Raw genomic sequence first — 21,581 nt, 5'->3', positions numbered from 1 at the left:
ATGCGGCAACGAAGGGGAATGCCATGAGCTTGGGACCATGTGAAATTTTTGAGGTCGGCCCCCGGGACGGATTGCAAAACGAGGCACGGGAAATTCCCGTGGCGGAAAAGGTCGCGCTGATCGACCGGCTGAGCGACGCGGGTTTTAGGCGCATTGAATGCGCCAGTTTTGTCAGCCCCAAGTGGGTGCCGCAGATGGCGGGCTCGGGTGAGGTGCTGGGCCAGATCAAGCGGGCCAAGGGCGTGCGCTATGCCGCCCTGACGCCGAACATGCTCGGTTACGAGGATGCGCTGGCGGCCAAAGCTGATGAGATAGCGGTGTTCGGTTCGGCCTCTGAGGGGTTCAGCCAAAAGAACATCAACGCCAGTATCGCAGAATCGCTGGAACGTTTTGTGCCAGTGCTGGAGGAGGCGCGGCATCTGGATATCCCGGTGCGCGGCTATGTGTCCTGTGTGGTGGAATGCCCCTATGACGGCGCGGTTGATCCCTCCGCTGTGGCAATGGTGGCGGACAAGCTGTTTGCCATGGGATGTTATGAGGTCTCGCTGGGCGACACGATTGGCGCGGGCACGCCGGACAGCATTGCCAAGATGCTGCTGGCGGTGCGCGATGTGGTGCCGGTGGGGCGTCTGGCGGGGCATTACCATGACACCCACGGGCGAGCGATGGCCAATATTGATGCATCTTTGTCGATGGGGGTGCGGGTCTTTGATGCGGCTGTTGGCGGCTTGGGTGGCTGCCCCTATGCGCCGGGGGCGGCGGGCAATGTCGCAACGGAGGCGGTGAATGCGCATCTGACGGCACTGGGCTATGAAACGGGCCTTGATCAAGCGGTGATCGAAGAGGCCGCCGGGATGGCCCGCGCGATGCGGGGCTAGGGCCACGGGCGCGGCAATCAGTAAAAAACGAAGTAGGAACAATATGTTCGAGACAATCAAGATTGAAACCGACACGCGCGGTGTGGCGACGCTGACGCTGAACCGGGAGGAAAAGCACAACGCCATGTCGGCGCAGATGCTGGCCGATCTGACACAGGCGGCGGCGGATCTGGCGGCGGATGATGCAGTGCGGGTGGTGGTGTTGACCGGTGCGGGCAAATCGTTTTGCGCGGGCGGTGATCTTGGCTGGATGCGCGATCAGGCCGAGATGGACCCGGAAACCCGCAGCAAAGAGGCAGGCAAGCTGGCGACGATGCTGGGGGCGCTCAACAGCTTGCCCAAGCCCCTGATTGGCAAGGTACAGGGCAATGCCTTTGGCGGCGGGGTTGGCATGGCCTCGGTCTGTGACGTGGCGATTGGTGTGGACAGCCTGAAGATGGGGTTCACCGAGACCCGGCTGGGGATCATTCCGGCGACCATCGGCCCTTATGTTCTGGCTCGGATGGGCGAGGGGCGGGCACGGCGCGTGTTCATGTCGGCGCGGCTTTTTGGCGCGGATGAGGCGATTGATCTGGGCCTGCTGGCCCGCGCGGTGCCTGCGGATGATCTGGACGCTGCGATTGAGGCCGAAGTGGTGCCCTATCTGTCCTGCGCCCCCGGCGCGGTGGCGGCGGCCAAGAAACTGGCCCGCGATCTGGGACCACGGATTGATGATGAGGTCGTCGCGCATACCATTTCCGCACTGGCGGAACGGTGGGAGACAGAAGAGGCCGCCGAGGGCATCGGCGCGTTCTTTGACCGGCGCAAGGCGGCTTGGATGTCGTGAGGGGCAGGGACGGCGCGGCGGTTTGTTTGTTCATAGCGTTTGGCGCTTTGATCTGTGCCGCGCCAGCGAGTGCTCTGAGCTGTCGATACCCTGAGGCCTTTTTTGGCAAAGACCCGGCCAAGTAAACTCAGGATGAATTTATTCGGCGGCTTGCGATGGCGCATGGCGATTTGTCAGAAGGGGAATTTCTGGTCTGGGGCACCTTTGAAAAGGTGAAAGTCGGGCCATTTACACATGAGATCGAGGTTGATGACCGATCTGAGCGTTGGCTCGATCCCGATACCGCGGCAAATGAAATTCAAGCTGATGTCACCTATACCTATTGTAGAGCCATTCGATTTTCGGGCGTGCGGCTGAAAAACGGATCAGCCGAGTCCTTCTCGACCAGCCAGACGATCGTTCACTTGCCGGTTCGGGCGCAATTCATCGGATCACTGCCAGCGTTTGATGAGCCGGTTTTTGGCATAATGTGGTCATCTGGTCAGGAGGATTGGGTCGAAATTCGCGCTGATCTGTGTGAGGTCTATTTCAGGCTTTCTGAACCCATGTTCCAGAAGGTCCGGGCCTGTTTGGCGGACCCAGATTGCACGATTGCGGATTGATCGACTGCAAAGGGGTAAACCGCGAACGCGGCCAAGCCCTTGCGGTCAATCCGCGCGAGGCACCCCATATCCATCCAATTGCGCCTGATAAGGGCGCTTCTGCGGCCATTTACACCCATCCTCCCGTTGACCCTGACCACCACCTTGGCTAAACCCGTTCCAAGTCTGTTCTGCCAGCGTCTTTGACCAATCCAAAGACTGCCAAGCTAAAGGAGCCTCCCCTTGGACGACATGCTGCGGGAATACCTGCCCATCCTTGTTTTTCTGGCCGTGGCCATCGGGTTTGGCGTTGTGCTGATCCTTGCCGCTATCGTGGTTGCTGTGCGCAACCCGGACCCTGAAAAAGTGTCCGCCTATGAATGCGGGTTCAATGCCTTTGACGATGCGCGGATGAAGTTCGACGTGCGATTCTATCTCGTCTCGATTTTGTTCATCATTTTTGACCTTGAGATTGCCTTCCTGTTCCCATGGGCGGTGGCGTTCAAGGATATCTCCATGGTCGGCTTCTGGTCGATGATGGTGTTCCTGGGGGTTTTGACCGCCGGATTTGCTTATGAGTGGAAGAAAGGGGCGCTGGAATGGCAGTGACCGCAACGGCAGGGCCCGACCGCGAGGTTGCAACGCAGGCCCTGAACGCAGAATTGCAGGACAAGGGGTTCCTTGTCACGTCAACCGCAGACATCATCAACTGGGCCCGGACAGGCTCGTTGCACTGGATGACCTTTGGTCTGGCGTGCTGTGCGGTTGAGATGATGCACACCTCGATGCCCCGCTATGATCTTGAGCGTTTCGGCACCGCGCCGCGCGCCAGCCCGCGCCAGTCTGACCTGATGATCGTTGCCGGGACGCTGACCAACAAGATGGCGCCGGCGCTGCGCAAGGTCTACGACCAGATGCCCGAGCCGCGCTATGTGATCTCCATGGGATCCTGTGCCAACGGTGGCGGCTATTACCACTATTCCTACAGCGTTGTGCGCGGCTGTGACCGGATTGTGCCGGTGGATGTCTATGTGCCGGGCTGCCCGCCCACGGCTGAGGCGCTGCTGTATGGTCTGCTGCAATTGCAGCGCAAGATGCGCCGGACAGGGACAATTGTACGATGAGCGAGCAACTGCAAGAACTCGGCGCCTATATTGAGGCCAAACGCCCCGATTGTGTGCTGTCATGGGAGATTGCCCATGGTGAGTTGACCGTGGATGTCACACTGACCAATATCACTGGTCTGGTGGAGTTTCTCAAAGGCGATGCAACCTGCCGGTTCTCGACCTTGATCGACATCACAGCGGTGGATTATCCGGGCCGGGCCAAACGCTTTGACGTGGTGTACCATTTCCTCAGCATGTACCAAAACCACCGCATTCGCCTGCGTGTCGCCGCGCGAGAAAAGGATATGGTGCCCTCACTGGTCGATGTACATCCCAGCGCCAACTGGTTCGAGCGTGAAATTTTTGACATGTTCGGCATCCTGTTCTCCGGTCACCCGGACCTGCGCCGCATCCTTACGGATTACGGCTTTCGCGGGCATCCGCTGCGCAAGGATTTCCCGACCACGGGTTATACCGAAGTGCGCTATGACGAAGCGCAGAAACGCGTGGTCTATGAGCCGGTGAAGCTGGTTCAGGAATACCGCCAGTTTGACTTCATGTCGCCATGGGAGGGGGCCGAATACATCCTGCCCGGCGACGACAAGGCGGAGGCGAAGTAATGGGCGGTATCTGGTGGTTGATCCTGTCTGCACTGACAGCCATCCCGATGGTCAAGCTGCTGCCATTCTTTGGCATCAACAAATACTGGGCGGCTGTGTGCCTTGTCCCGCTGGGCACTATTGCCTTGCTGTGGTGGATGGGTCTCAAGCTGCAAGAGTTGGAGAAACTGTAATGATTGCGTTTCTGGAAAAGATGATGGCCGATCTGTTTGGTCTGCGCCAAGAGCTGCCGATCCCTGTGCGGGTTGAAGACAGCGATGACAAGTCGGACATCTTTGCCCGCAGGACATCCGGAGGCGATCAATAATGGACGGCGATATTCGCGTGAACACCTATGATGATGGCTCAACCGATGCTGTCACCGGGGAACAGAAGATCCGCAATTTCAACATCAACTTCGGCCCGCAACACCCTGCGGCGCACGGGGTTTTGCGTCTGGTACTGGAACTGGACGGCGAGATTGTAGAGCGCTGCGATCCGCACATCGGCCTGCTGCACCGCGGCACGGAAAAGCTGATGGAAAGCCGGACCTATCTGCAAAACCTGCCGTATTTCGACCGGCTGGATTATGTGGCGCCGATGAACCAGGAACATGCCTGGTGTCTGGCGATTGAAAAGCTGACCGGCACCGAAGTGCCGCGCCGCGCCAGCCTGATCCGGGTGCTCTATTCCGAGATTGGCCGGGTGTTGAACCACCTGCTGAACGTGACGACGCAGGCCTTGGACGTGGGGGCGCTGACGCCGCCGCTATGGGGTTTCGAGGAACGCGAAAAGTTGATGGTGTTCTATGAGCGGGCCTGCGGCGCACGTCTGCACGCGGCCTATTTCCGTCCCGGCGGTGTGCATCAGGATCTGCCCGAAGACCTGATCGACGATATCGAAACATGGGCCAATGAATTTCCGAACCTCTTGGATGACATTGACGGGTTGCTGACCGAAAACCGGATTTTCAAACAGCGTAACGTCGATATTGGCGTCGTGACCGAACAGGACATTCTGGATTATGCCTTCAGCGGCGTTATGGTGCGCGGCTCCGGTATGGCATGGGATTTGCGCCGTTCGCAGCCCTATGAGTGCTATGACGAGTTCGATTTCCAGATCCCGATCGGCAAGAATGGCGATTGCTTTGACCGCTACCTTTGCCGGATGGAAGAGATGCGCCAATCTGTCAGCATCATCCATCAGGCCATTGCCAAGCTGCGCGCGCCCGAGGGCAAGGGCGATATTCTGGCACGGGGCAAACTGACCCCGCCGACCCGCTCTGCGATGAAGACCAACATGGAAAGCCTGATCCATCACTTCAAGCTTTATACCGAAGGGTTCCACGTGCCGGCGGGCGAGGTCTATTGCGCCGTCGAAGCGCCAAAAGGCGAGTTTGGTGTGTTCCTTGTGGCGGATGGATCCAACAAACCCTACCGCGCCAAGATCCGCGCACCGGGCTATCCGCATTTGCAGGCGATGGATCACATCAGCAAGGGCCACCAGCTGGCCGATGTTGCTGCGATCATTGGCACCATGGACGTGGTGTTCGGGGAGATCGACCGCTGATGCGGCCGATGGACCATCACCTATTTGAATACACTCATGGCGGGCCATCGGTCCGCCACACAAACGAAAGCTAGAGACTATGCTGCGCCGTTTGCACCACGAACAACCCGAAAGCTTTGCCTTCACCCCTGCCAATCAGGCCTGGGCCGAAGCGCAGATGACCAAATACCCCGAAGGGCGTCAGGCCAGCGCGATCATTCCACTGTTGTGGCGTGCGCAGGAACAGGAGGGCTGGCTCAGCCGTCCGGCGATTGAGCATATCTCTGACATGCTGGGCATGGCCTATATTCGCGGGCTTGAGGTCGCGACCTTCTATTTCATGTTCCAGTTGCAGCCGGTTGGCTCTGTTGCGCATATCCAGATTTGCGGCACCACGACCTGCATGATCTGCGGCGCCGAAGATCTGGTTGGCTTGTGCAAGGAACGCATCGCGCCCAACCCGCATGAGCTGTCGGCGGATGGCAAGTTTTCCTGGGAAGAGGTCGAATGCCTCGGGGCCTGTGCCAATGCGCCCATGGCGCAGATCGGCAAGGATTATTACGAAGATCTCACCCGTGACAAATTGATTGAGTTGCTGGATGATCTTTCCGCTGGCAAGGTTCCGGTTCCGGGTCCGCAAAACGGGCGTTACGCCTCCGAGCCACTCAGCGGTCTGACCAGCCTGACCGGCCATGACAGCGGCAAGACACAATACAACGCCAGTGCGCAACTGGCCGTGGACATTGGCGACAGTGTCAAACGCATTGATGGCACCGAAGTGCCGTTGCTGACCCCATGGCTCAAGGGTGCAAACGCGGACAAGAAACCTGCGGCGGCGAAAAAGACCAAGGCGGCGGCAAAACCTGCGGCGGCCAAACGCGCGGTGGGCGAGAGTTCCGACAAGTACTCCGAAACACCGGGCGAAGCGCCCAAGGTCAAGGCAAAGGCCAAGCCCAAGTCGGGCAGTGTGGCACCAGCACCGACCAAGGCAGAGGCGGCCCCGGCTGCGGGCAAAAAGCCACGCACGATGAAAGCGCCGCGCAAAGCGGGACCGGATGATCTGAAAATGATCAAAGGCGTCGGGCCAAAGCTGGAAGATTTGCTCAACTCCATGGGCTATTTCCACTACGACCAGATCGCGAAGTGGGACGCACAGGCGGTGGCTTGGGTGGATGAGAATTTGGAAGGCTTCAAAGGTCGCGTGAGCCGCGACAATTGGGTCGAACAGGCGGTTAAACTGGCCGCAGGCGAGGAGACAGAGTTTTCCACGCGGGCCAGCAAGGGGAATATCTACAAAGACTGAGACATAAAAAACAACGGGAAGAGGGACGAAAATGACAAAAAACACAGAAGGCGCCGATTGCGCGCGTAACTGTTGGATCATGGGTGCCGTTGGCGGCGTGATCTGCGCATTGTTGCTGCTGGCCCTGGCGGGCTGGTCGTTCCTTTCATCGCTGTTTGCAGGGATCGTGATTGCGATCATTCTTGGCTATTTGTTGATCCAGTTCCGCTGTAGCAGCAGTGGCAGTTCCTTTGCCTCGGGTCCGGCAGCGACGACGGTCTCTGCGGCCAGCGCAGCCAGCACGGACACCACAACCTCTGCTGCACCTGCTGCGTCTTCTGCTGCGGCAACGGCCCATGCAGCACCGGCCAAAGCGGTCGATATGGTTGATCCCGCGCCTGAGCCGGAGGCGCAGGAGGCCGCACCGGCAGAGACCTCCGCCCCGGCCACAGAAACAGCTGAGGCCGCAAGTGCCAAACCGGCCGCCGCCGCCAAGCCAAAAGCCGCCGCCAAGCCAAAAGCCGCAGCCAAACCGAAAGCCGCAGCCAAACCGAAAGCGGCAGCAAAACCAAAAGCCGCTGCCAAGTCCAAAGCCGCAGCGAAACCCAAGGAAGATGCCGCGGCCAAGCCCAAGCGGGCGCCCGTCGCGGCGGATGGCAAACCCGAATTGATGACTGCACCGCGTGCAACTGGCGCGGATGATCTCAAACTGATCAGCGGCGTTGGCCCCAAGTTGGAGCAAACCCTGAACGAGATGGGCATCTGGCACTACGATCAGGTTGCCGGATTGCGCAAGAAAGAGATCGCCTGGGTTGATGAGCGCCTGCGCTTCAAAGGCCGCATCGAACGGGACAATTGGGTCAGTCAGGCCAAGATACTGGCCAAAGGCGGCGAGACCGAGTTCTCGAAGCGTAAGAAGAAATAGACCGGAGCGCCCCGCAGATGAGCGTTGAGACAGACAAAGCAATTGCACGCAAAGGCCAGAGTGTTGCTCTGGTCATTGCCGTGACGATGGTGCTTTGGATCATCGCACAATGGGCGGGGCCTGCGTTGGGGCTGCCGGGGCGTTACGCGCTCCTGTTCGATTTTGCAGCTTTGGCCGCGCTCTTTTGGGCGTTGGTTGTGATTTATCAGATATGGCAGGCCCGGCGGGCCGCCAAAGCAAGTGAGTAGGTAGGCAGTTATGCTTCAGGACCAAGACCGCATCTTTACCAACATCTACGGGATGCATGACCGTACGCTCAAAGGGGCGCAGGCGCGCGGCCATTGGGATGGCACCGCCGGCATCATCAAAAAGGGGCGTGACTGGATCATCGACCAGATGAAAACCTCCGGTCTGCGCGGGCGCGGCGGTGCGGGTTTCCCCACCGGTTTGAAATGGTCCTTCATGCCGAAAGAAAGCGATGGCCGGCCATCCTATCTGGTGATCAACGCGGACGAATCCGAGCCGGGCACCTGCAAGGACCGCGAAATCATGCGCCACGATCCGCATACACTGATCGAAGGGTGCCTGATTGCCAGTTTCGCGATGAATGCCAACGCCTGCTACATCTACATTCGCGGCGAATACATCCGCGAGCGTGAGGCGCTGCAAGCCGCGATTGATGAGGCTTATGACGCGGGCCTTTTGGGCAAGAACGCTGCCAAGTCCGGCTGGGACTTTGATCTTTACCTGCACCACGGCGCCGGCGCCTATATCTGCGGCGAGGAAACCGCGCTGCTGGAAAGCCTTGAGGGCAAAAAGGGCATGCCGCGGATGAAGCCGCCGTTCCCGGCGGGGGCTGGCCTTTATGGCTGTCCGACCACGGTGAACAATGTGGAATCGATTGCCGTTGTGCCAACAATCCTACGGCGCGGGCCGGAATGGTTTGCCGGTTTTGGCCGCCCCAACAACGCGGGCACCAAGCTGTTTGCGATCTCCGGTCACGTCAACAACCCCTGCGTGGTCGAAGAGGCGATGTCGATCACTTTCGAAGAACTGATCGAAACCCACTGCGGCGGCATTCGCGGCGGCTGGGACAATCTCAAGGCTGTGATCCCGGGCGGATCCTCGGTGCCGATGATCCCCGGCAAGGACATGCGCGAAGCGATCATGGACTTTGACTACCTGCGTGAGCAGCGCTCTGGTCTGGGCACGGCGGCGGTCATCGTGATGGACAATTCCACCGACGTGATCAAAGCGATCTGGCGTTTGTCGAAGTTTTACAAGCACGAGAGCTGCGGTCAGTGTACGCCCTGCCGCGAAGGCACGGGCTGGATGATGCGGGTGATGGACCGTCTGGTGACAGGCGACGCGGAACCCGAAGAAATCGACATGCTGCTGGACGTGACCAAACAGGTCGAAGGCCATACAATCTGTGCGCTGGGTGATGCGGCGGCCTGGCCTATTCAGGGTCTCATCCGCCACTTCCGCGATGAGATCGAAGACCGGATCAAACACAAACGCACCGGACGCGTTTCAGCAGTGGCGGCAGAATAATGGAAGCTTTTGCAGAATACAGCCACGCCATCCTGTCTTTGGCGCTTTGGTCAGTGATTGTTGCGCTTCTGGCGGGGGCGTCCACGATTGGCCGCTCGGCAGAGAAACGTTGTGAATGTGGCAAGCCAAAGCGGGATTATTCCGATGTGGTTTACCGCCGCGAGCGGGCGTTCATGAACGCGGTTGAAAACTCCGGCCCATTCGTGGCGGCTACAGCAGCCGCGATGCTGGCCGGTGCGCCGGCGTTCTGGGTCAATCTTCTGGCCTCGTTGTTCATCGTGGCGCGGATCGTAATGGTGTTTATTCACATCAAGACGGAAAACCAGGGCATGCGTTCGGCCAGCTTTGCTGTGGGGTGGTTCTGCATGTTGGCATTGGCTGTTCTGGCCGTTGTGGCGGTGCTTTGATCTGATGCAACATCCCGCCGGTCATCATCTTGCCGAGCTGAACCTGGGCATTCTCAAATATGATTGGGATGACCCAAGGGTGAAGGATTTTGTAGATGGGCTGGATCTGGTCAACGGGATTGCGCAACGCGCACCCGGTTTTGTCTGGATGATGAACGAAGACACCATGGAGCGCGAACAGAACAATCCCGAAGGCGAATTGGGGGGTAACCCGCGCATGGCCTCGACCCTTTCTGTTTGGGAAAGCGTTGAATCGCTTGAACATTTTGTTTGGAACACCGTTCACAAGCAGTTCTATGACCGCAAGGCGGAATGGTACGACATGGGCGCGGCACTGCGGTTTGCGATGTGGTGGGTGCCTGAGGGACATCGCCCCACCATGGCCGAGGCGATGGAACGTTTCAGGCATCTGGAAAAGCACGGCGAAAGCGATTTTGCCTTTGGCTGGTCCTTTGTGAAATCTGCAGGGCTTTGGAAGACCAAGGCCTGTGGCGCGGGGCAGGCGGCGTGAGCATGACGCGCGGGCAACATATGATGATGCGGGGGCTGCGGCCCTGCTGCATTCTGGCGGAGAAGTAAGATGAAGATAATTGTTCCAGCCCTGATGGTTGCCGCGCTGCTGGCAGGCTGCGCAGACAAAAGCAAACTGACCCCGTTCGAAGGGTTCTATTATCGCACCAAGGTGGCAAAGGTGGACAAACAGCTGGATGTATTCACCGTGACAGTGCGCGACGCCTCCCAGTCGGTTGAGGGTGCGCGGCAGGCCGGTGAACACGCGGCGATCTCCCATTGCGTGCAGTACTACGGCAGTTCCGATATCGAATGGACGGTTGGTCCTGACACCCCCGCAGAGGAGTTGAGAATTGTGGATGACCGGCTGGTTTTCAGTGGCCGTTGCCCACAGTAAAATTTGGCGCGTAAAACCCGCCTGAGGCTTTGCATTTCGTGATGTTATTGCCTATCAGACACCAAAACCGCATGTGCGAAGCTGGGCCAGACTGCCCGCATCACATGAGGAGAAGTAAGAATGCGATTTATCGTGATTGCAATAACCGGATTAAGTTTGATGGCGGTGCCCGCCATGGCCAAGCCCCCGTTGCGGGAGGTGGCTGTGATTGATGATGCGCTGCTTGATCTTGGGATTGCCGACCGGATCCGCAAAAGCTGTCCAACGATCTCGGCGCGGATGCTCAAGGCGGTCAGTTATGTCTGGGATCTGAAGGCGCAGGCGCGGGCGCTTGGCTATTCCGAAGCAGAGATCGAGGCCTACGTCGACAGCGAGGCCGAAAAAGACCGGATGCGTGCCCGTGGAAGGGCGTTTTTCAAGGCAAAGGGGGTCGATACTTCTGACCCGCAAAGCTATTGTGCGCTAGGACGTGCAGAGATTCAAAAATCGAGCCGGATCGGTTCGTTACTGAAAGCGAAGTGAGCATATGAGCGATACCCGCAAGATCATCATCGACGGCAAGGAAATCGAAGTCGATGGGGCGATGACCCTCATTCAGGCCTGTGAGCAGACCGGCGTCGAAGTGCCGCGGTTTTGCTACCATGAACGGCTGTCGATTGCCGGGAACTGCCGAATGTGTCTTGTCGAGGTTGTGGGTGGTCCGCCCAAACCTGCGGCCTCCTGTGCGATGCAGGTGCGCGATCTGCGCCCCGGTCCCGAGGGCCAGCCGCCTGTGGTCAAGACCAATTCGCCTATGGTCAAAAAGGCCCGCGAAGGGGTCATGGAATTTCTGCTGATCAATCACCCCCTCGATTGCCCGATCTGCGATCAGGGTGGCGAATGCGATCTTCAGGATCAGGCGATGGCCTACGGCGTTGATTTCTCGCGTTACCGCGAGCCCAAGCGCGCCACCGAAGATCTGGATCTGGGGCCATTGGTTGAAACCCACATGACCCGCTGTATTTCCTGCACCCGCTGTGTGCGTTTCACCACCGAGGTGGCTGGTTTGCACATGATGGGTCAGACAGGCCGCGGCGAAGATGCCGAGATCACCTCGTATCTGGGCCAGACGCTCAACAGCAATCTGCAAGGCAACATCATTGATCTGTGCCCCGTGGGCGCATTGGTGTCGAAGCCTTACGCCTTTACCGCCCGTCCGTGGGAATTGACCAAAACCGAAAGCATCGATGTGATGGATGCGCTTGGCTCCAACATCCGGGTGGACACCAAGGGCCGTGAAGTGATGCGCATTCTGCCGCGCAACCATGACGGCGTGAATGAGGAATGGATTTCCGACAAAACCCGTTTTGTATGGGACGGTCTGCGCCGCCAGCGTTTGGACACGCCCTACATTCGCGAAAACGGCAAGCTGCGCAAAGCCAGCTGGCCAGAGGCGCTGTCCGCGGCTGCGGCGGCGATGAAGGGAAAGAAAGTTGGCGGTCTGGTCGGCGATCTGACGTCGGTCGAGGCGGCCTTTGCCTTGAAACAACTGATCGAAGGGCTGGGCGGCAGCGTTGAATGCCGCACCGATGGCGCGAAACTGCCAGCGGGCAACCGATCTGGCTATGTGGGCACGGCCACAATCGAAGACATCGACAGCGCACAGGCGATCATGCTGATCGGGACCAACCCCGCAGTTGAAGCGCCGGTTTTGAATGCGCGTATCCGCAAGGCCTGGACCAAAGGCGCGGGCATTGGCGTGATTGGCACAAACGTCGATCTGACCTATGAGACCATGCACATTGGCGATGATCCCTCGATCATGTCCGACCTGATGAAGCGGGATCATTCTGATGTGGCTGAAAAGCCGTCGGTGATCATCATCGGGCAGGCGGCATTGGCCCGAGAGGATGGCGCGGCGATCCTGGCCGAGGCGATGGCGCTGGCCGACAGCACCAAATCCACCTTCATGGTGCTGCACACTGCGGCAGGCCGTGTGGGCGCGATGGACATTGGCGCGACGTCCGAGAACGGCATCACCGATGTTCTGGGCGCAGAGGTGATCTACAACCTTGGCGCGGACGAGGGTGACATTCCCGCCGGTCCGTTTGTGATTTATCAGGGCAGCCATGGCGACCGTGGTGCTCACCGCGCAGACATCATCCTGCCCGGTGCCGCCTATACCGAAGAGCCGGGTCTGTTTGTGAACACCGAAGGGCGGCCACAGATTGCACAACGTGCAGGCTTTGCCCCCGGCGAAGCCAAGGAAAACTGGGCCATTCTGCGGGCACTTTCTGCGGAACTGGATGCAACCTTGCCGTTCGATTCCATCGCTGCCCTGCGTCAGCAATTGGTCGCGGCGCATTCGCATCTGGGCGATGTCGATGAAGTTGCGGCGAACGAATGGCAACCACTTGAGCGCGGCAAGATCACGGCCAACCCATTTGACGCGGCGATCAAGGATTTCTACCTGTCCAACCCGATTGCCCGCGCCAGCCAATTGATGGCGGAGCTGTCCGCCAACGCCGCCGCACGCGCCGCTGCACCACTGGCGGCGGAGTGAAGCGGGTGGCAGCAGTTTTTCCTCTTGCCTTGGCGGCTTGCGAGACACCGCCGCCCACGGCGGAGGATTTCATCCCGGAATACAAAGGGGTGGAAACCAAGCTTTTGGAGGGCGATCTGGTGCAGTTCAATGTCGCCATGACCAAAGCACAAAGCACAAAAGACGTGGCGGATTACGCCAGATGCGCTGCTGCGCAGTACACGTTAATCCGTGGTTACGGTTTTGCGCGTCATGTCCGCACAAATGTGAGCCAAGAGGGTAGCATATGGCGGGCAGATGCTGTTTACACAATCTCGCCGAGCCTGCCGCGCGGCTTGAGGACAATTGATGCTGAAGTGACTGCGCAAGACTGCGCAGAACGCGGCATACCGACGGTGTGAGGGACTAATGGCTGAATTCTTTTACAACACGGGTCTGGGCATTGCCTTGCTGACATTGGGGCAGGTTCTGTTGATCCTTCTGCCGCTTTTGGTCGCGCTGGCCTTTTTGATGTACGCGGACCGCAAAATCTGGGCGGCGGTGCAGATGCGCCGGGGGCCCAATGTGGTGGGCGTCTTTGGTCTGATGCAAAGTTTCGCGGACTTGCTGAAATACGTGGTGAAAGAGGTCGTCGTCCCTGCGGGCGCGGACAAGCCGGTGTTTTTCCTCGCGCCGATGGTGTCGCTGGTGATGGCACTGATCGCCTGGGCCGTGATCCCCTTCAACGAGGGTTGGATCCTGTCGGACATCAACGTGGCGATCCTGTATGTTTTTGCGGTCTCCTCGCTTGAGGTTTACGGCGTGATCATGGGTGGTTGGGCGTCCAACTCGAAGTATCCGTTCCTTGGCTCGCTCCGCTCTGCGGCGCAGATGATTTCTTACGAGGTGTCGATCGGCCTGATCATCATCGGCGTGATCCTGTCCACCGGTTCGATGAACTTTAGCTCGATCGTGAATGCGCAAGATGGCGACTGGGGCATCTTCAACTGGTACTTCCTGCCGCATTTCCCGATGCTGTTCTTGTTCTTCATCTCGGCGCTGGCCGAAACCAACCGCCCACCGTTTGACCTGCCCGAAGCGGAATCAGAACTGGTGGCGGGCTATCAGGTTGAATATTCCTCCACGCCGTTCCTTTTGTTCATGATCGGTGAACTGGTAGCCGTGGTTCTGATGTGCGCATTGGTATCGCTGTTGTTCTTCGGTGGCTGGCTGTCGCCGGTGCCGTTCCTGCCCGATGGCTTCTTCTGGATGTTCATCAAGATGCTGTTTGTCTTCTTCATGTTCTCCATGGTGAAGGCGATCACGCCGCGCTACCGCTATGACCAGCTGATGCGACTGGGGTGGAAAGTGTTCCTGCCGTTCAGCCTGTTCTGGGTGGTGTTCGTGGCCTTTGCCGCAAAATTCGAATGGTTCTGGGGCGTATATGCGCGCTGGACCGTAGGGGGCTGATATGACGCAGATCGACTATACCCGCGCCGCAAAATATTTCCTGCTGCAGGATTTTGCCAAAGGCATGATGCTGGGCCTGAAGTATATGTTCCGCCCCAAGGCGACCATCAACTATCCGCACGAAAAAGGCCCGCTGTCCCCGCGGTTTCGCGGTGAACATGCGCTGCGCCGCTATCCAAATGGCGAAGAGCGTTGCATCGCCTGCAAATTGTGCGAGGCGGTCTGCCCTGCACAGGCGATCACCATCGACGCCGAGCCGCGCGAGGACGGCAGCCGCCGCACCACGCGTTACGACATCGACATGACCAAATGCATCTACTGCGGTTTCTGCCAGGAAGCCTGCCCTGTAGATGCGATTGTCGAGGGGCCAAACTTCGAGTTCTCAACTGAAACCCGCGAAGAGCTGTATTACGACAAGGCCAAGCTGCTTGAGAACGGTGACCGCTGGGAAGCCGAAATCGCCCGCAACCTCGAAATGGATGCACCTTACCGATGAGCGATCCCAAAAACCCCTTTGAAGCGATGATGAACCAAGCGCAGGAAATGGCCAAAGGCTTTCCTGCGATGGATGCGTTCACGCCCAAGGGGTTTGAGGCGATGATGGGTACCATGCCCAAGGACATGATGGAAATGATGTTCGGCAATACGCTGAACGAAGGCGGGCTGGATGCGCGCACACGGATGTTGCTGACATTGGCCGGACTGACCATGCAGGGCGCACAAAACGATATGGCCGTGCGCCAGACTGTGCGCCACGCGCTTGAGGCCGGGGCGACCAAGCAGCACATCGTAGAAACAATCGGGCAGATGTCGGTGTTCGCCGGTATTCCCGCAATGACCCGCGCGCTGGAACTGGCGCAAGCGGTGTTGGACGAAAAAGAGGGCGACGCATGAGTGTCTTTTCATTCTACCTGTTTGCAACCTGCGTGATTGCGGGCGGGCTGTTCACCGTGATCAGCCGCAACCCCGTGCACTCGGTGCTGTGGTTGATCCTGTCATTCCTGAGCGCGGCGGGCCTGTTTGTCCTGCTGGGGGCGGAATTTGTCGCGATGCTGCTGATCATTGTCTATGTCGGCGCTGTCGCGGTGCTGTTCCTGTTCGTGGTGATGATGCTGGATGTCGATTTTGCCGAGCTGAAGGCAGAGATGGCTCGCTATATGCCGCTGGCTTTGCTCATCGGTCTGGTGATCTTGATGCAATTCGTCATGGCCTTTGGCGCATGGGAAAGCAACGCGGCGGCCGAGGGGCTGCGCACGCAGGTGACGGACACAAGCGTGCACAACACTGCGGCGCTGGGTCTGATCCTTTATGATGACTACTTCCTGCTGTTCCAACTGGCGGGGCTGATCCTGCTGGTGGCGATGATCGGCGCGATTGTGCTGACGCTGCGCCACCGGGTGGATGTGAAACGCCAGGACGTGGTGGCGCAGATGATGCGCGATCCGGCGAAGGCGATGGAATTGAAAGACGTGAAACCGGGGCAGGGGCTCTGAGCCCCGATTTTTCGGAAAAATCGGACCGGTTTCTTCGAAGAAACCGGCGCAAGACGGAAAGTGTAAGAATAAGATGATCGGACTTGAACACTATCTGACAGTAGCGGCGACGCTGTTTGTCATTGGCATCTTCGGGCTTTTTCTGAACCGTAAGAACGTGATCATTTTGTTGATGAGCATCGAATTGATGCTCTTGGCGGTGAACATCAACTTTGTCGCTTTCTCCAGCTTTCTGGGTGATCTGGTCGGGCAGGTTTACACGTTGTTTGTCCTGACCGTTGCGGCGGCTGAGGCGGCCATCGGTCTTGCCATTCTGGTCTGTTTCTTCCGCAACCGTGGCACGATCGCGGTCGAAGATGTCAACGTGATGAAGGGCTGAGATCATGGAAACCACACTCCTTTTTGCCCCTCTGGTTGGCGCATTGATCTGCGGCTTTGGCTGGAAGATCATCGGCGAACGACCTGCACAGATGGTTGCAACTGCGCTTTTGTTCCTGTCCGCCGCGCTGAGCTGGCTCACGTTCCTGACCTTTGAGGGACCCACAGAGCATATCCAGATCCTGCGCTTTATCGAAAGCGGCAGCCTGAGCACCGATTGGTCGATCCGTCTGGACCGTCTGACCGCGATCATGCTGATTGTTGTGACCACGGTCTCCAGCCTCGTGCATCTTTATTCCTTTGGCTACATGGCCCACGACGAGAACTTTGGTGAAAACGAAAGCTATCGCCCGCGTTTCTTTGCCTATCTGTCGTTCTTTACCTTCGCGATGCTGATGCTCGTGACCTCTGACAACCTTGTGCAGATGTTCTTTGGTTGGGAAGGGGTTGGCGTGGCCTCCTATCTGCTGATTGGTTTCTACTTCAAAAAGCCAAGCGCCAATGCTGCCGCGATCAAGGCCTTTGTGGTCAACCGAGTGGGCGACTTTGGCTTTGCGCTGGGGATATTCGCGCTGTTCTACCTGACCGACAGCATACGCTTTGACGATGTATTCGCTGCGGCACCGCAGCTGGCTGAACAGACCGTTGGCTTTCTGTGGACCGAATGGAATGCGGCCAACCTGATTGCCTTCTTGCTGTTCATCGGCGCGATGGGCAAATCTGCGCAGCTTTTCCTGCACACATGGTTGCCGGACGCGATGGAAGGCCCGACCCCGGTGTCTGCCCTGATCCACGCTGCGACCATGGTGACCGCAGGTGTATTCCTTGTCTGCCGCATGTCCCCATTGATGGAATTTGCGCCTGAGGCCATGACATTCGTGACCGTGATTGGTGCAACAACAGCTTTCTTTGCCGCGACAGTGGGTCTGGTTCAGACCGACATCAAACGAGTGATTGCCTATTCCACCTGTTCGCAGCTGGGCTATATGTTCGTGGCTGCAGGCGTAGGCATGTATTCCGCCGCGATGTTCCACCTGTTCACCCACGCGTTCTTCAAGGCGATGTTGTTCCTTGGGGCCGGTTCGGTGATCCACGCGATGCACCACGAGCAGGACATGACGAACTATGGCGGTCTGCGCAAAAAGATCCCCTATACCTTTGCTGCGATGATGATTGGTACGCTGGCGATCACCGGTGTTGGCATTCCGCTGACGCATATTGGTTTCGCGGGCTTCCTGTCCAAGGACGCGATTATCGAAAGCGCCTGGGGCGGCGGGTCTATGTATGGCTTCTGGCTCTTGGTTGTGGCTGCCGCGATGACCAGCTTCTACAGCTGGCGCCTGATCTTCCTGACATTCTATGGCACCCCGCGCGGCAACAAGCACACCCATGAGCACGCCCATGAATCGCCGATGACCATGCTGATCCCTCTGGGGGTTCTGGCCTTGGGCGCGGTGTTCTCGGGCATGTTGTGGTATGGCAGCTTCTTTGGGCACACTGACGAGATTGCGGAGTTCTATGACATTCCGCTGGCCCAAGAGGCCGGGCATGGCGACGCCCAAGTGGATGGCGCGTCAACCGATCACGGCGAAGGTGATCATGGCGCTTCTGACGGTGAACACCACGCGGCTTTTGGCGGCAACCCTGGTGATGGCGCGCTCTACTTTGCTCCGGATAACCATGTGCTGGATGCGGCTCATGACGCCCCGAAATGGGTTAAGGTCAGTCCCTTCATCGCGATGCTGGGCGGCTTTCTCATGGCGATGTGGTTCTACATCTGGAACCCGACCCTGCCGGCACGTTTGGCCGAAAACCAAAAGCCGCTTTATCTATTCCTGAAAAACAAATGGTACTTTGATGAGATCTACAACGTGGTCTTTGTCGGCCCTGCCAAGGCACTTGGCCGCTTCTTGTGGAAGCGCGGAGATGGCAACGTGATTGACGGCACTTTGAACGGCGTCGCCATGGGCATCGTCCCCTTCTTCACCCGTCTGGCCGGTAAGGCGCAATCGGGCTACATCTTTACCTATGTCTTTGCCATGGTGATCGGGATCGCGGTCCTTGTCACATGGATGACGATGAGCGGGGGGGCAAACTGATGGACTCGCATCTGCTTTCCATTGTCACGTTCATGCCCGCCTTTGCGGCGCTGATCCTGGCCATTTTCCTGCGCGGTGATGATGAGGCTGCGGGGCGCAATGCCAAGTGGCTCGCGATGATCACCACCACGGTGACCTTCCTGATCTCGCTGTTCATTCTGTTTGAATTTGACCCCAACGACACCGGGTTTCAATTTGTCGATGAGGCAGACTGGCTGCTGGGCCTGAAGTACCGCCTTGGTGTTGATGGCATCTCGATCCTGTTCGTGATGCTGACCACCTTCATGATGCCGCTGGTGATCGCAGCCTCCTGGAACGTGAACACCCGTGTGAAAGAATACATGATTGCCTTTCTGGTGCTCGAAACGCTCATGCTGGGTGTGTTCATGGCGCTGGATCTGGTGTTGTTTTACCTGTTCTTCGAGGCAGGCCTGATCCCGATGTTCCTGATCATCGGCATCTGGGGCGGGGCCAACCGCATCTATGCCAGCTTCAAGTTCTTCCTTTATACCTTCCTCGGCTCGGTTCTGATGCTGGTGGCCATGGTGGCGATGTTTACCGAGGCGGGCACCACATGTATCGGCGGTTGCGAGCTGAGCTTGCTGACACACACCTTTGGGTCCGAAACCTTCAGCGTGATGGGCGTTCAGATCATCGGCGGGATGCAAACACTATTGTTCCTCGCGTTCTTTGCCAGCTTTGCGGTGAAAATGCCGATGTGGCCGGTGCACACCTGGCTGCCGGATGCCCACGTACAGGCACCAACCGCAGGATCCGTGGTTCTGGCGGCGATCCTGCTCAAGATGGGTGGCTACGGTTTCCTGCGCTTCAGCCTGCCGATGTTCCCTGTGGGATCGGATATCATGGCGCCGCTGGTGTTGTGGATGTCGGCGATTGCGATTGTCTATACCTCGCTGGTCGCGCTGGTGCAGGAAGACATGAAAAAGCTGATCGCCTATTCATCTGTTGCGCATATGGGCTTTGTCACCATGGGGATCTTTGCCGCCAACCAGCAGGGTATTGATGGCGCGATTTTCCAGATGATCAGCCACGGCTTTATCTCCGGTGCGCTCTTCCTTTGCGTTGGGGTGATCTATGACCGGATGCACACTCGCGACATCGACGCCTATGGCGGTCTGGTGAACCGGATGCCGGCCTATGCGATGATCTTTATGCTGTTCACCATGGCCAATGTCGGCCTGCCGGGTACTTCCGGATTTGTCGGGGAATTCCTGACGCTGATGGCGACCTTCCAGGTCAACACCTGGGTTGCAGCGATTGCCACAACCGGCGTGATCTTTTCGGCGGCCTATGCACTTTGGCTGTACCGCCGGGTGGTCATGGGCGACCTGATCAAGGAAAGCCTCAAGGCGATCACCGATATGACCCCGCGTGAGCGCTGGATCTTTGCGCCACTGGTGGTGATGACCCTGCTCTTGGGGGTCTATCCGGCACTGGTGCTTGATATGATCGGCCCGTCCGTTGCGGCGCTGGTTGAAAACTACACTGTGGCGCTGGACGCGGCTGATACCGCTGTCCAATCCGCCGAAGCCACTCATTAAGAAGGACCACGCGATGATTTCCGCTGATCTGAATATCATCCTGCCCGAGATTCTGCTCTCAGCCTTTGCGCTGTTGGGGCTGATGGGGGCGGTCTATACCACCAAGGACAAAACCGGTGGTTTGCTGGTCTGGCTGACGGCCATCGTCTTTGTCGCGCTGGCGGCATGGATTGGCCTGACGGGTGAGGGCACGCGCGTGGCCTTTGATGGGATGTTCATCGAGGATGGCTTTGCCCGCTTTGCCAAGGTGACGATCCTGCTGTCCGCAGCGGCGGTTCTGGTGATGTCCGAAGGCTATATGAAATCGCGCGGTTTGCTGCGGTTTGAGTATCCGATGCTGGTGGCACTTTCTGCCGTGGGCATGATGATGATGGTCAGCGCGGGCGACTTGATGGCACTTTACATGGGTTTGGAGCTGCAATCGCTGGCACTTTACGTCGTTGCCTCCCTGCGCCGCGACTCTGTCAAATCCACTGAGGCCGGCCTGAAGTACTTTGTGCTGGGCGCGCTCAGCTCTGGTTTGCTGCTCTATGGTGCATCGCTGGTTTATGGTTACGCGGGCACAACGCTGTTCTCCGGTATCATCACCACCGCACAATCGGGCAATGTCTCGCTGGGGCTGCTGTTTGGTCTGGTGTTCCTGATCTCGGGCATGGCGTTCAAGGTATCCGCGGTGCCGTTCCACATGTGGACCCCTGACGTTTATGAAGGGTCTCCAACCCCGGTTACCGCGTTTTTTGCCACTGCGCCCAAGGTTGCGGCGATGGGTCTGTTTGCACGTGTGCTGCATGATGCCTTTGGCAACGCGGTCAGCGACTGGAGCCAGATTGTTGCACTGCTCTCGGTGCTGTCAATGTTCCTTGGCGCGATTGCGGCGATTGGCCAGACCAACATCAAACGTCTGATGGCGTTTTCGTCCATCGCGCATATGGGTTACGCCCTGATGGGTCTGGCGGCCGGTACCGTGTTGGGTGTGCAGGCGATGCTGGTCTATATGGCGATCTATGTGACGATGAATGTCGGCACCTTTGCCTTCATCCTGATGATGCAGAAGGACGGCGCACCGGTCACGGATATTTCGTCGCTGAACATGTACTCCAAAACCAATCCGGGCCGTGCCCTGGCGATGCTGGTTCTGCTGTTCTCGCTTGCGGGCGTGCCGCCGATGCTGGGCTTCTTTGGCAAGCTTTACGTGCTGCGGGCCGCCTATGAGGCTGATCTGGTGTGGCTGGCGATTGCCGGTGTGATCGCCTCTGTGATCGGTGCCTATTACTATCTGCGGATCGTTTTCTACATGTACTTTGGTGAGGAACAATCCGAACAGCTCGACAATTCGCGTGGCGGGATATTGGGCGGCTTCCTGATTGCTTCGGCGCTGATCATGGTGCTTGGCATTGCCAATATGTTTGGCGTGGAAGGGGCCGCAGCGGCGGCGGCGGGTGCGCTTGTCAACTGACGGTGCCTGC

27 protein-coding genes are annotated in these 21,581 nt (G+C 58.3%); all 27 read left to right on the top strand.

Annotated features, from left to right (window positions below; all coding sequences use genetic code 11):
- The first annotated feature begins 23 nt into the window (after positions 1–23).
- Entirely contained in the window at positions 24–878 is an 855-nt protein-coding gene (locus JNX03_RS06250; protein WP_203211541.1) for a hydroxymethylglutaryl-CoA lyase, read from the top strand.
- Positions 879–921: 43 nt separating this feature from the next.
- On the top strand, positions 922–1,704 hold the full coding sequence (locus tag JNX03_RS06245; protein WP_203211540.1) for a crotonase/enoyl-CoA hydratase family protein: 783 nt from the start codon (positions 922–924) through the stop codon (positions 1,702–1,704).
- A 155-nt stretch (positions 1,705–1,859) separates the two neighbouring features.
- Positions 1,860–2,306: a hypothetical protein gene (locus JNX03_RS06240; RefSeq protein WP_203211539.1), complete on the top strand. Its 447-nt coding sequence runs from the start codon at positions 1,860–1,862 to the stop codon at positions 2,304–2,306.
- A gap of 222 nt (positions 2,307–2,528) precedes the next feature.
- Complete coding sequence (locus JNX03_RS06235) at positions 2,529–2,894, top strand: NADH-quinone oxidoreductase subunit A (RefSeq protein ID WP_025048934.1); 366 nt, start codon at positions 2,529–2,531, stop codon at positions 2,892–2,894.
- Complete coding sequence (locus tag JNX03_RS06230) at positions 2,885–3,409, top strand: NuoB/complex I 20 kDa subunit family protein (protein ID WP_025048935.1); 525 nt, start codon at positions 2,885–2,887, stop codon at positions 3,407–3,409. The genes JNX03_RS06235 and JNX03_RS06230 overlap by 10 nt, the downstream gene beginning before the upstream one ends.
- The gene (locus JNX03_RS06225; protein WP_203211538.1) at positions 3,406–4,011 is read left to right on the top strand and encodes an NADH-quinone oxidoreductase subunit C; all 606 of its coding nucleotides are present in this window, start codon (positions 3,406–3,408) and stop codon (positions 4,009–4,011) included. The genes JNX03_RS06230 and JNX03_RS06225 overlap by 4 nt, the downstream gene beginning before the upstream one ends.
- On the top strand, positions 4,011–4,184 hold the full coding sequence (locus JNX03_RS06220; RefSeq protein WP_025048937.1) for a hypothetical protein: 174 nt from the start codon (positions 4,011–4,013) through the stop codon (positions 4,182–4,184). The genes JNX03_RS06225 and JNX03_RS06220 overlap by 1 nt, the downstream gene beginning before the upstream one ends.
- Positions 4,184–4,318: a hypothetical protein gene (locus JNX03_RS20675; protein ID WP_259942670.1), complete on the top strand. Its 135-nt coding sequence runs from the start codon at positions 4,184–4,186 to the stop codon at positions 4,316–4,318. The genes JNX03_RS06220 and JNX03_RS20675 overlap by 1 nt, the downstream gene beginning before the upstream one ends.
- Positions 4,318–5,559, top strand: a complete 1,242-nt coding sequence (locus JNX03_RS06215) for an NADH-quinone oxidoreductase subunit D (RefSeq protein ID WP_203211537.1) — start codon at positions 4,318–4,320, stop codon at positions 5,557–5,559. The genes JNX03_RS20675 and JNX03_RS06215 overlap by 1 nt, the downstream gene beginning before the upstream one ends.
- 79 nt (positions 5,560–5,638) lie before the next feature.
- On the top strand, positions 5,639–6,841 hold the full coding sequence (locus JNX03_RS06210; protein WP_203211536.1) for an NADH-quinone oxidoreductase subunit E: 1,203 nt from the start codon (positions 5,639–5,641) through the stop codon (positions 6,839–6,841).
- Between the two features lie 31 nt (positions 6,842–6,872).
- Positions 6,873–7,745: an NADH:quinone oxidoreductase gene (locus JNX03_RS06205; RefSeq protein ID WP_203211535.1), complete on the top strand. Its 873-nt coding sequence runs from the start codon at positions 6,873–6,875 to the stop codon at positions 7,743–7,745.
- Between the two features lie 17 nt (positions 7,746–7,762).
- Positions 7,763–7,993, top strand: coding sequence for a DUF5337 domain-containing protein (locus tag JNX03_RS06200; protein WP_025048941.1), 231 nt, complete (start codon positions 7,763–7,765; stop codon positions 7,991–7,993).
- 10 nt (positions 7,994–8,003) lie between these two features.
- Complete coding sequence (gene nuoF, locus JNX03_RS06195; RefSeq protein WP_203211534.1) at positions 8,004–9,299, top strand: NADH-quinone oxidoreductase subunit NuoF; 1,296 nt, start codon at positions 8,004–8,006, stop codon at positions 9,297–9,299.
- Positions 9,299–9,706, top strand: coding sequence for an MAPEG family protein (locus JNX03_RS06190; RefSeq protein WP_203211533.1), 408 nt, complete (start codon positions 9,299–9,301; stop codon positions 9,704–9,706). Before nuoF ends, JNX03_RS06190 begins: the two co-directional genes overlap by 1 nt.
- Before the next feature lie 4 nt (positions 9,707–9,710).
- Complete coding sequence (locus JNX03_RS06185; protein WP_203211532.1) at positions 9,711–10,217, top strand: DUF3291 domain-containing protein; 507 nt, start codon at positions 9,711–9,713, stop codon at positions 10,215–10,217.
- Between the two features lie 69 nt (positions 10,218–10,286).
- Positions 10,287–10,613: a hypothetical protein gene (locus JNX03_RS06180; RefSeq protein ID WP_231024155.1), complete on the top strand. Its 327-nt coding sequence runs from the start codon at positions 10,287–10,289 to the stop codon at positions 10,611–10,613.
- Between the two features lie 120 nt (positions 10,614–10,733).
- Entirely contained in the window at positions 10,734–11,135 is a 402-nt protein-coding gene (locus JNX03_RS06175) for a DUF5333 domain-containing protein (protein WP_203211531.1), read from the top strand.
- A gap of 4 nt (positions 11,136–11,139) precedes the next feature.
- On the top strand, positions 11,140–13,155 hold the full coding sequence (nuoG, locus tag JNX03_RS06170) for an NADH-quinone oxidoreductase subunit NuoG (protein WP_203211530.1): 2,016 nt from the start codon (positions 11,140–11,142) through the stop codon (positions 13,153–13,155).
- Positions 13,152–13,535: a hypothetical protein gene (locus tag JNX03_RS06165; RefSeq protein ID WP_203211529.1), complete on the top strand. Its 384-nt coding sequence runs from the start codon at positions 13,152–13,154 to the stop codon at positions 13,533–13,535. Before nuoG ends, JNX03_RS06165 begins: the two co-directional genes overlap by 4 nt.
- Positions 13,536–13,542: 7 nt before the next feature.
- Positions 13,543–14,583: an NADH-quinone oxidoreductase subunit NuoH gene (gene nuoH, locus JNX03_RS06160; protein WP_203211528.1), complete on the top strand. Its 1,041-nt coding sequence runs from the start codon at positions 13,543–13,545 to the stop codon at positions 14,581–14,583.
- A 1-nt stretch (position 14,584) separates the two neighbouring features.
- Entirely contained in the window at positions 14,585–15,079 is a 495-nt protein-coding gene (nuoI, locus tag JNX03_RS06155) for an NADH-quinone oxidoreductase subunit NuoI (RefSeq protein WP_203211527.1), read from the top strand.
- Positions 15,076–15,477, top strand: a complete 402-nt coding sequence (locus tag JNX03_RS06150; protein WP_203211526.1) for a carboxymuconolactone decarboxylase family protein — start codon at positions 15,076–15,078, stop codon at positions 15,475–15,477. The genes nuoI and JNX03_RS06150 overlap by 4 nt, the downstream gene beginning before the upstream one ends.
- Positions 15,474–16,076, top strand: coding sequence for an NADH-quinone oxidoreductase subunit J (locus tag JNX03_RS06145; protein ID WP_203211525.1), 603 nt, complete (start codon positions 15,474–15,476; stop codon positions 16,074–16,076). The genes JNX03_RS06150 and JNX03_RS06145 overlap by 4 nt, the downstream gene beginning before the upstream one ends.
- Before the next feature lie 73 nt (positions 16,077–16,149).
- Positions 16,150–16,455 (top strand): NADH-quinone oxidoreductase subunit NuoK, encoded by a 306-nt coding sequence (gene nuoK, locus JNX03_RS06140; RefSeq protein WP_025048953.1) that lies wholly within the window; start codon positions 16,150–16,152, stop codon positions 16,453–16,455.
- A gap of 4 nt (positions 16,456–16,459) precedes the next feature.
- The gene (nuoL, locus tag JNX03_RS06135; RefSeq protein WP_203211524.1) at positions 16,460–18,553 is read left to right on the top strand and encodes an NADH-quinone oxidoreductase subunit L; all 2,094 of its coding nucleotides are present in this window, start codon (positions 16,460–16,462) and stop codon (positions 18,551–18,553) included.
- Positions 18,553–20,115: an NADH-quinone oxidoreductase subunit M gene (locus tag JNX03_RS06130; RefSeq protein WP_203212154.1), complete on the top strand. Its 1,563-nt coding sequence runs from the start codon at positions 18,553–18,555 to the stop codon at positions 20,113–20,115. The genes nuoL and JNX03_RS06130 overlap by 1 nt, the downstream gene beginning before the upstream one ends.
- Before the next feature lie 13 nt (positions 20,116–20,128).
- On the top strand, positions 20,129–21,571 hold the full coding sequence (nuoN, locus tag JNX03_RS06125; RefSeq protein WP_203211523.1) for an NADH-quinone oxidoreductase subunit NuoN: 1,443 nt from the start codon (positions 20,129–20,131) through the stop codon (positions 21,569–21,571).
- Positions 21,572–21,581 lie beyond the last annotated feature (10 nt).

This window comes from Sulfitobacter mediterraneus, assembly GCF_016801775.1.
Classification (GTDB): domain Bacteria; phylum Pseudomonadota; class Alphaproteobacteria; order Rhodobacterales; family Rhodobacteraceae; genus Sulfitobacter; species Sulfitobacter mediterraneus_A.
Note: the sequence above shows the minus strand (reverse complement) of the source record. Positions and strands in the feature narration are given on the sequence as shown.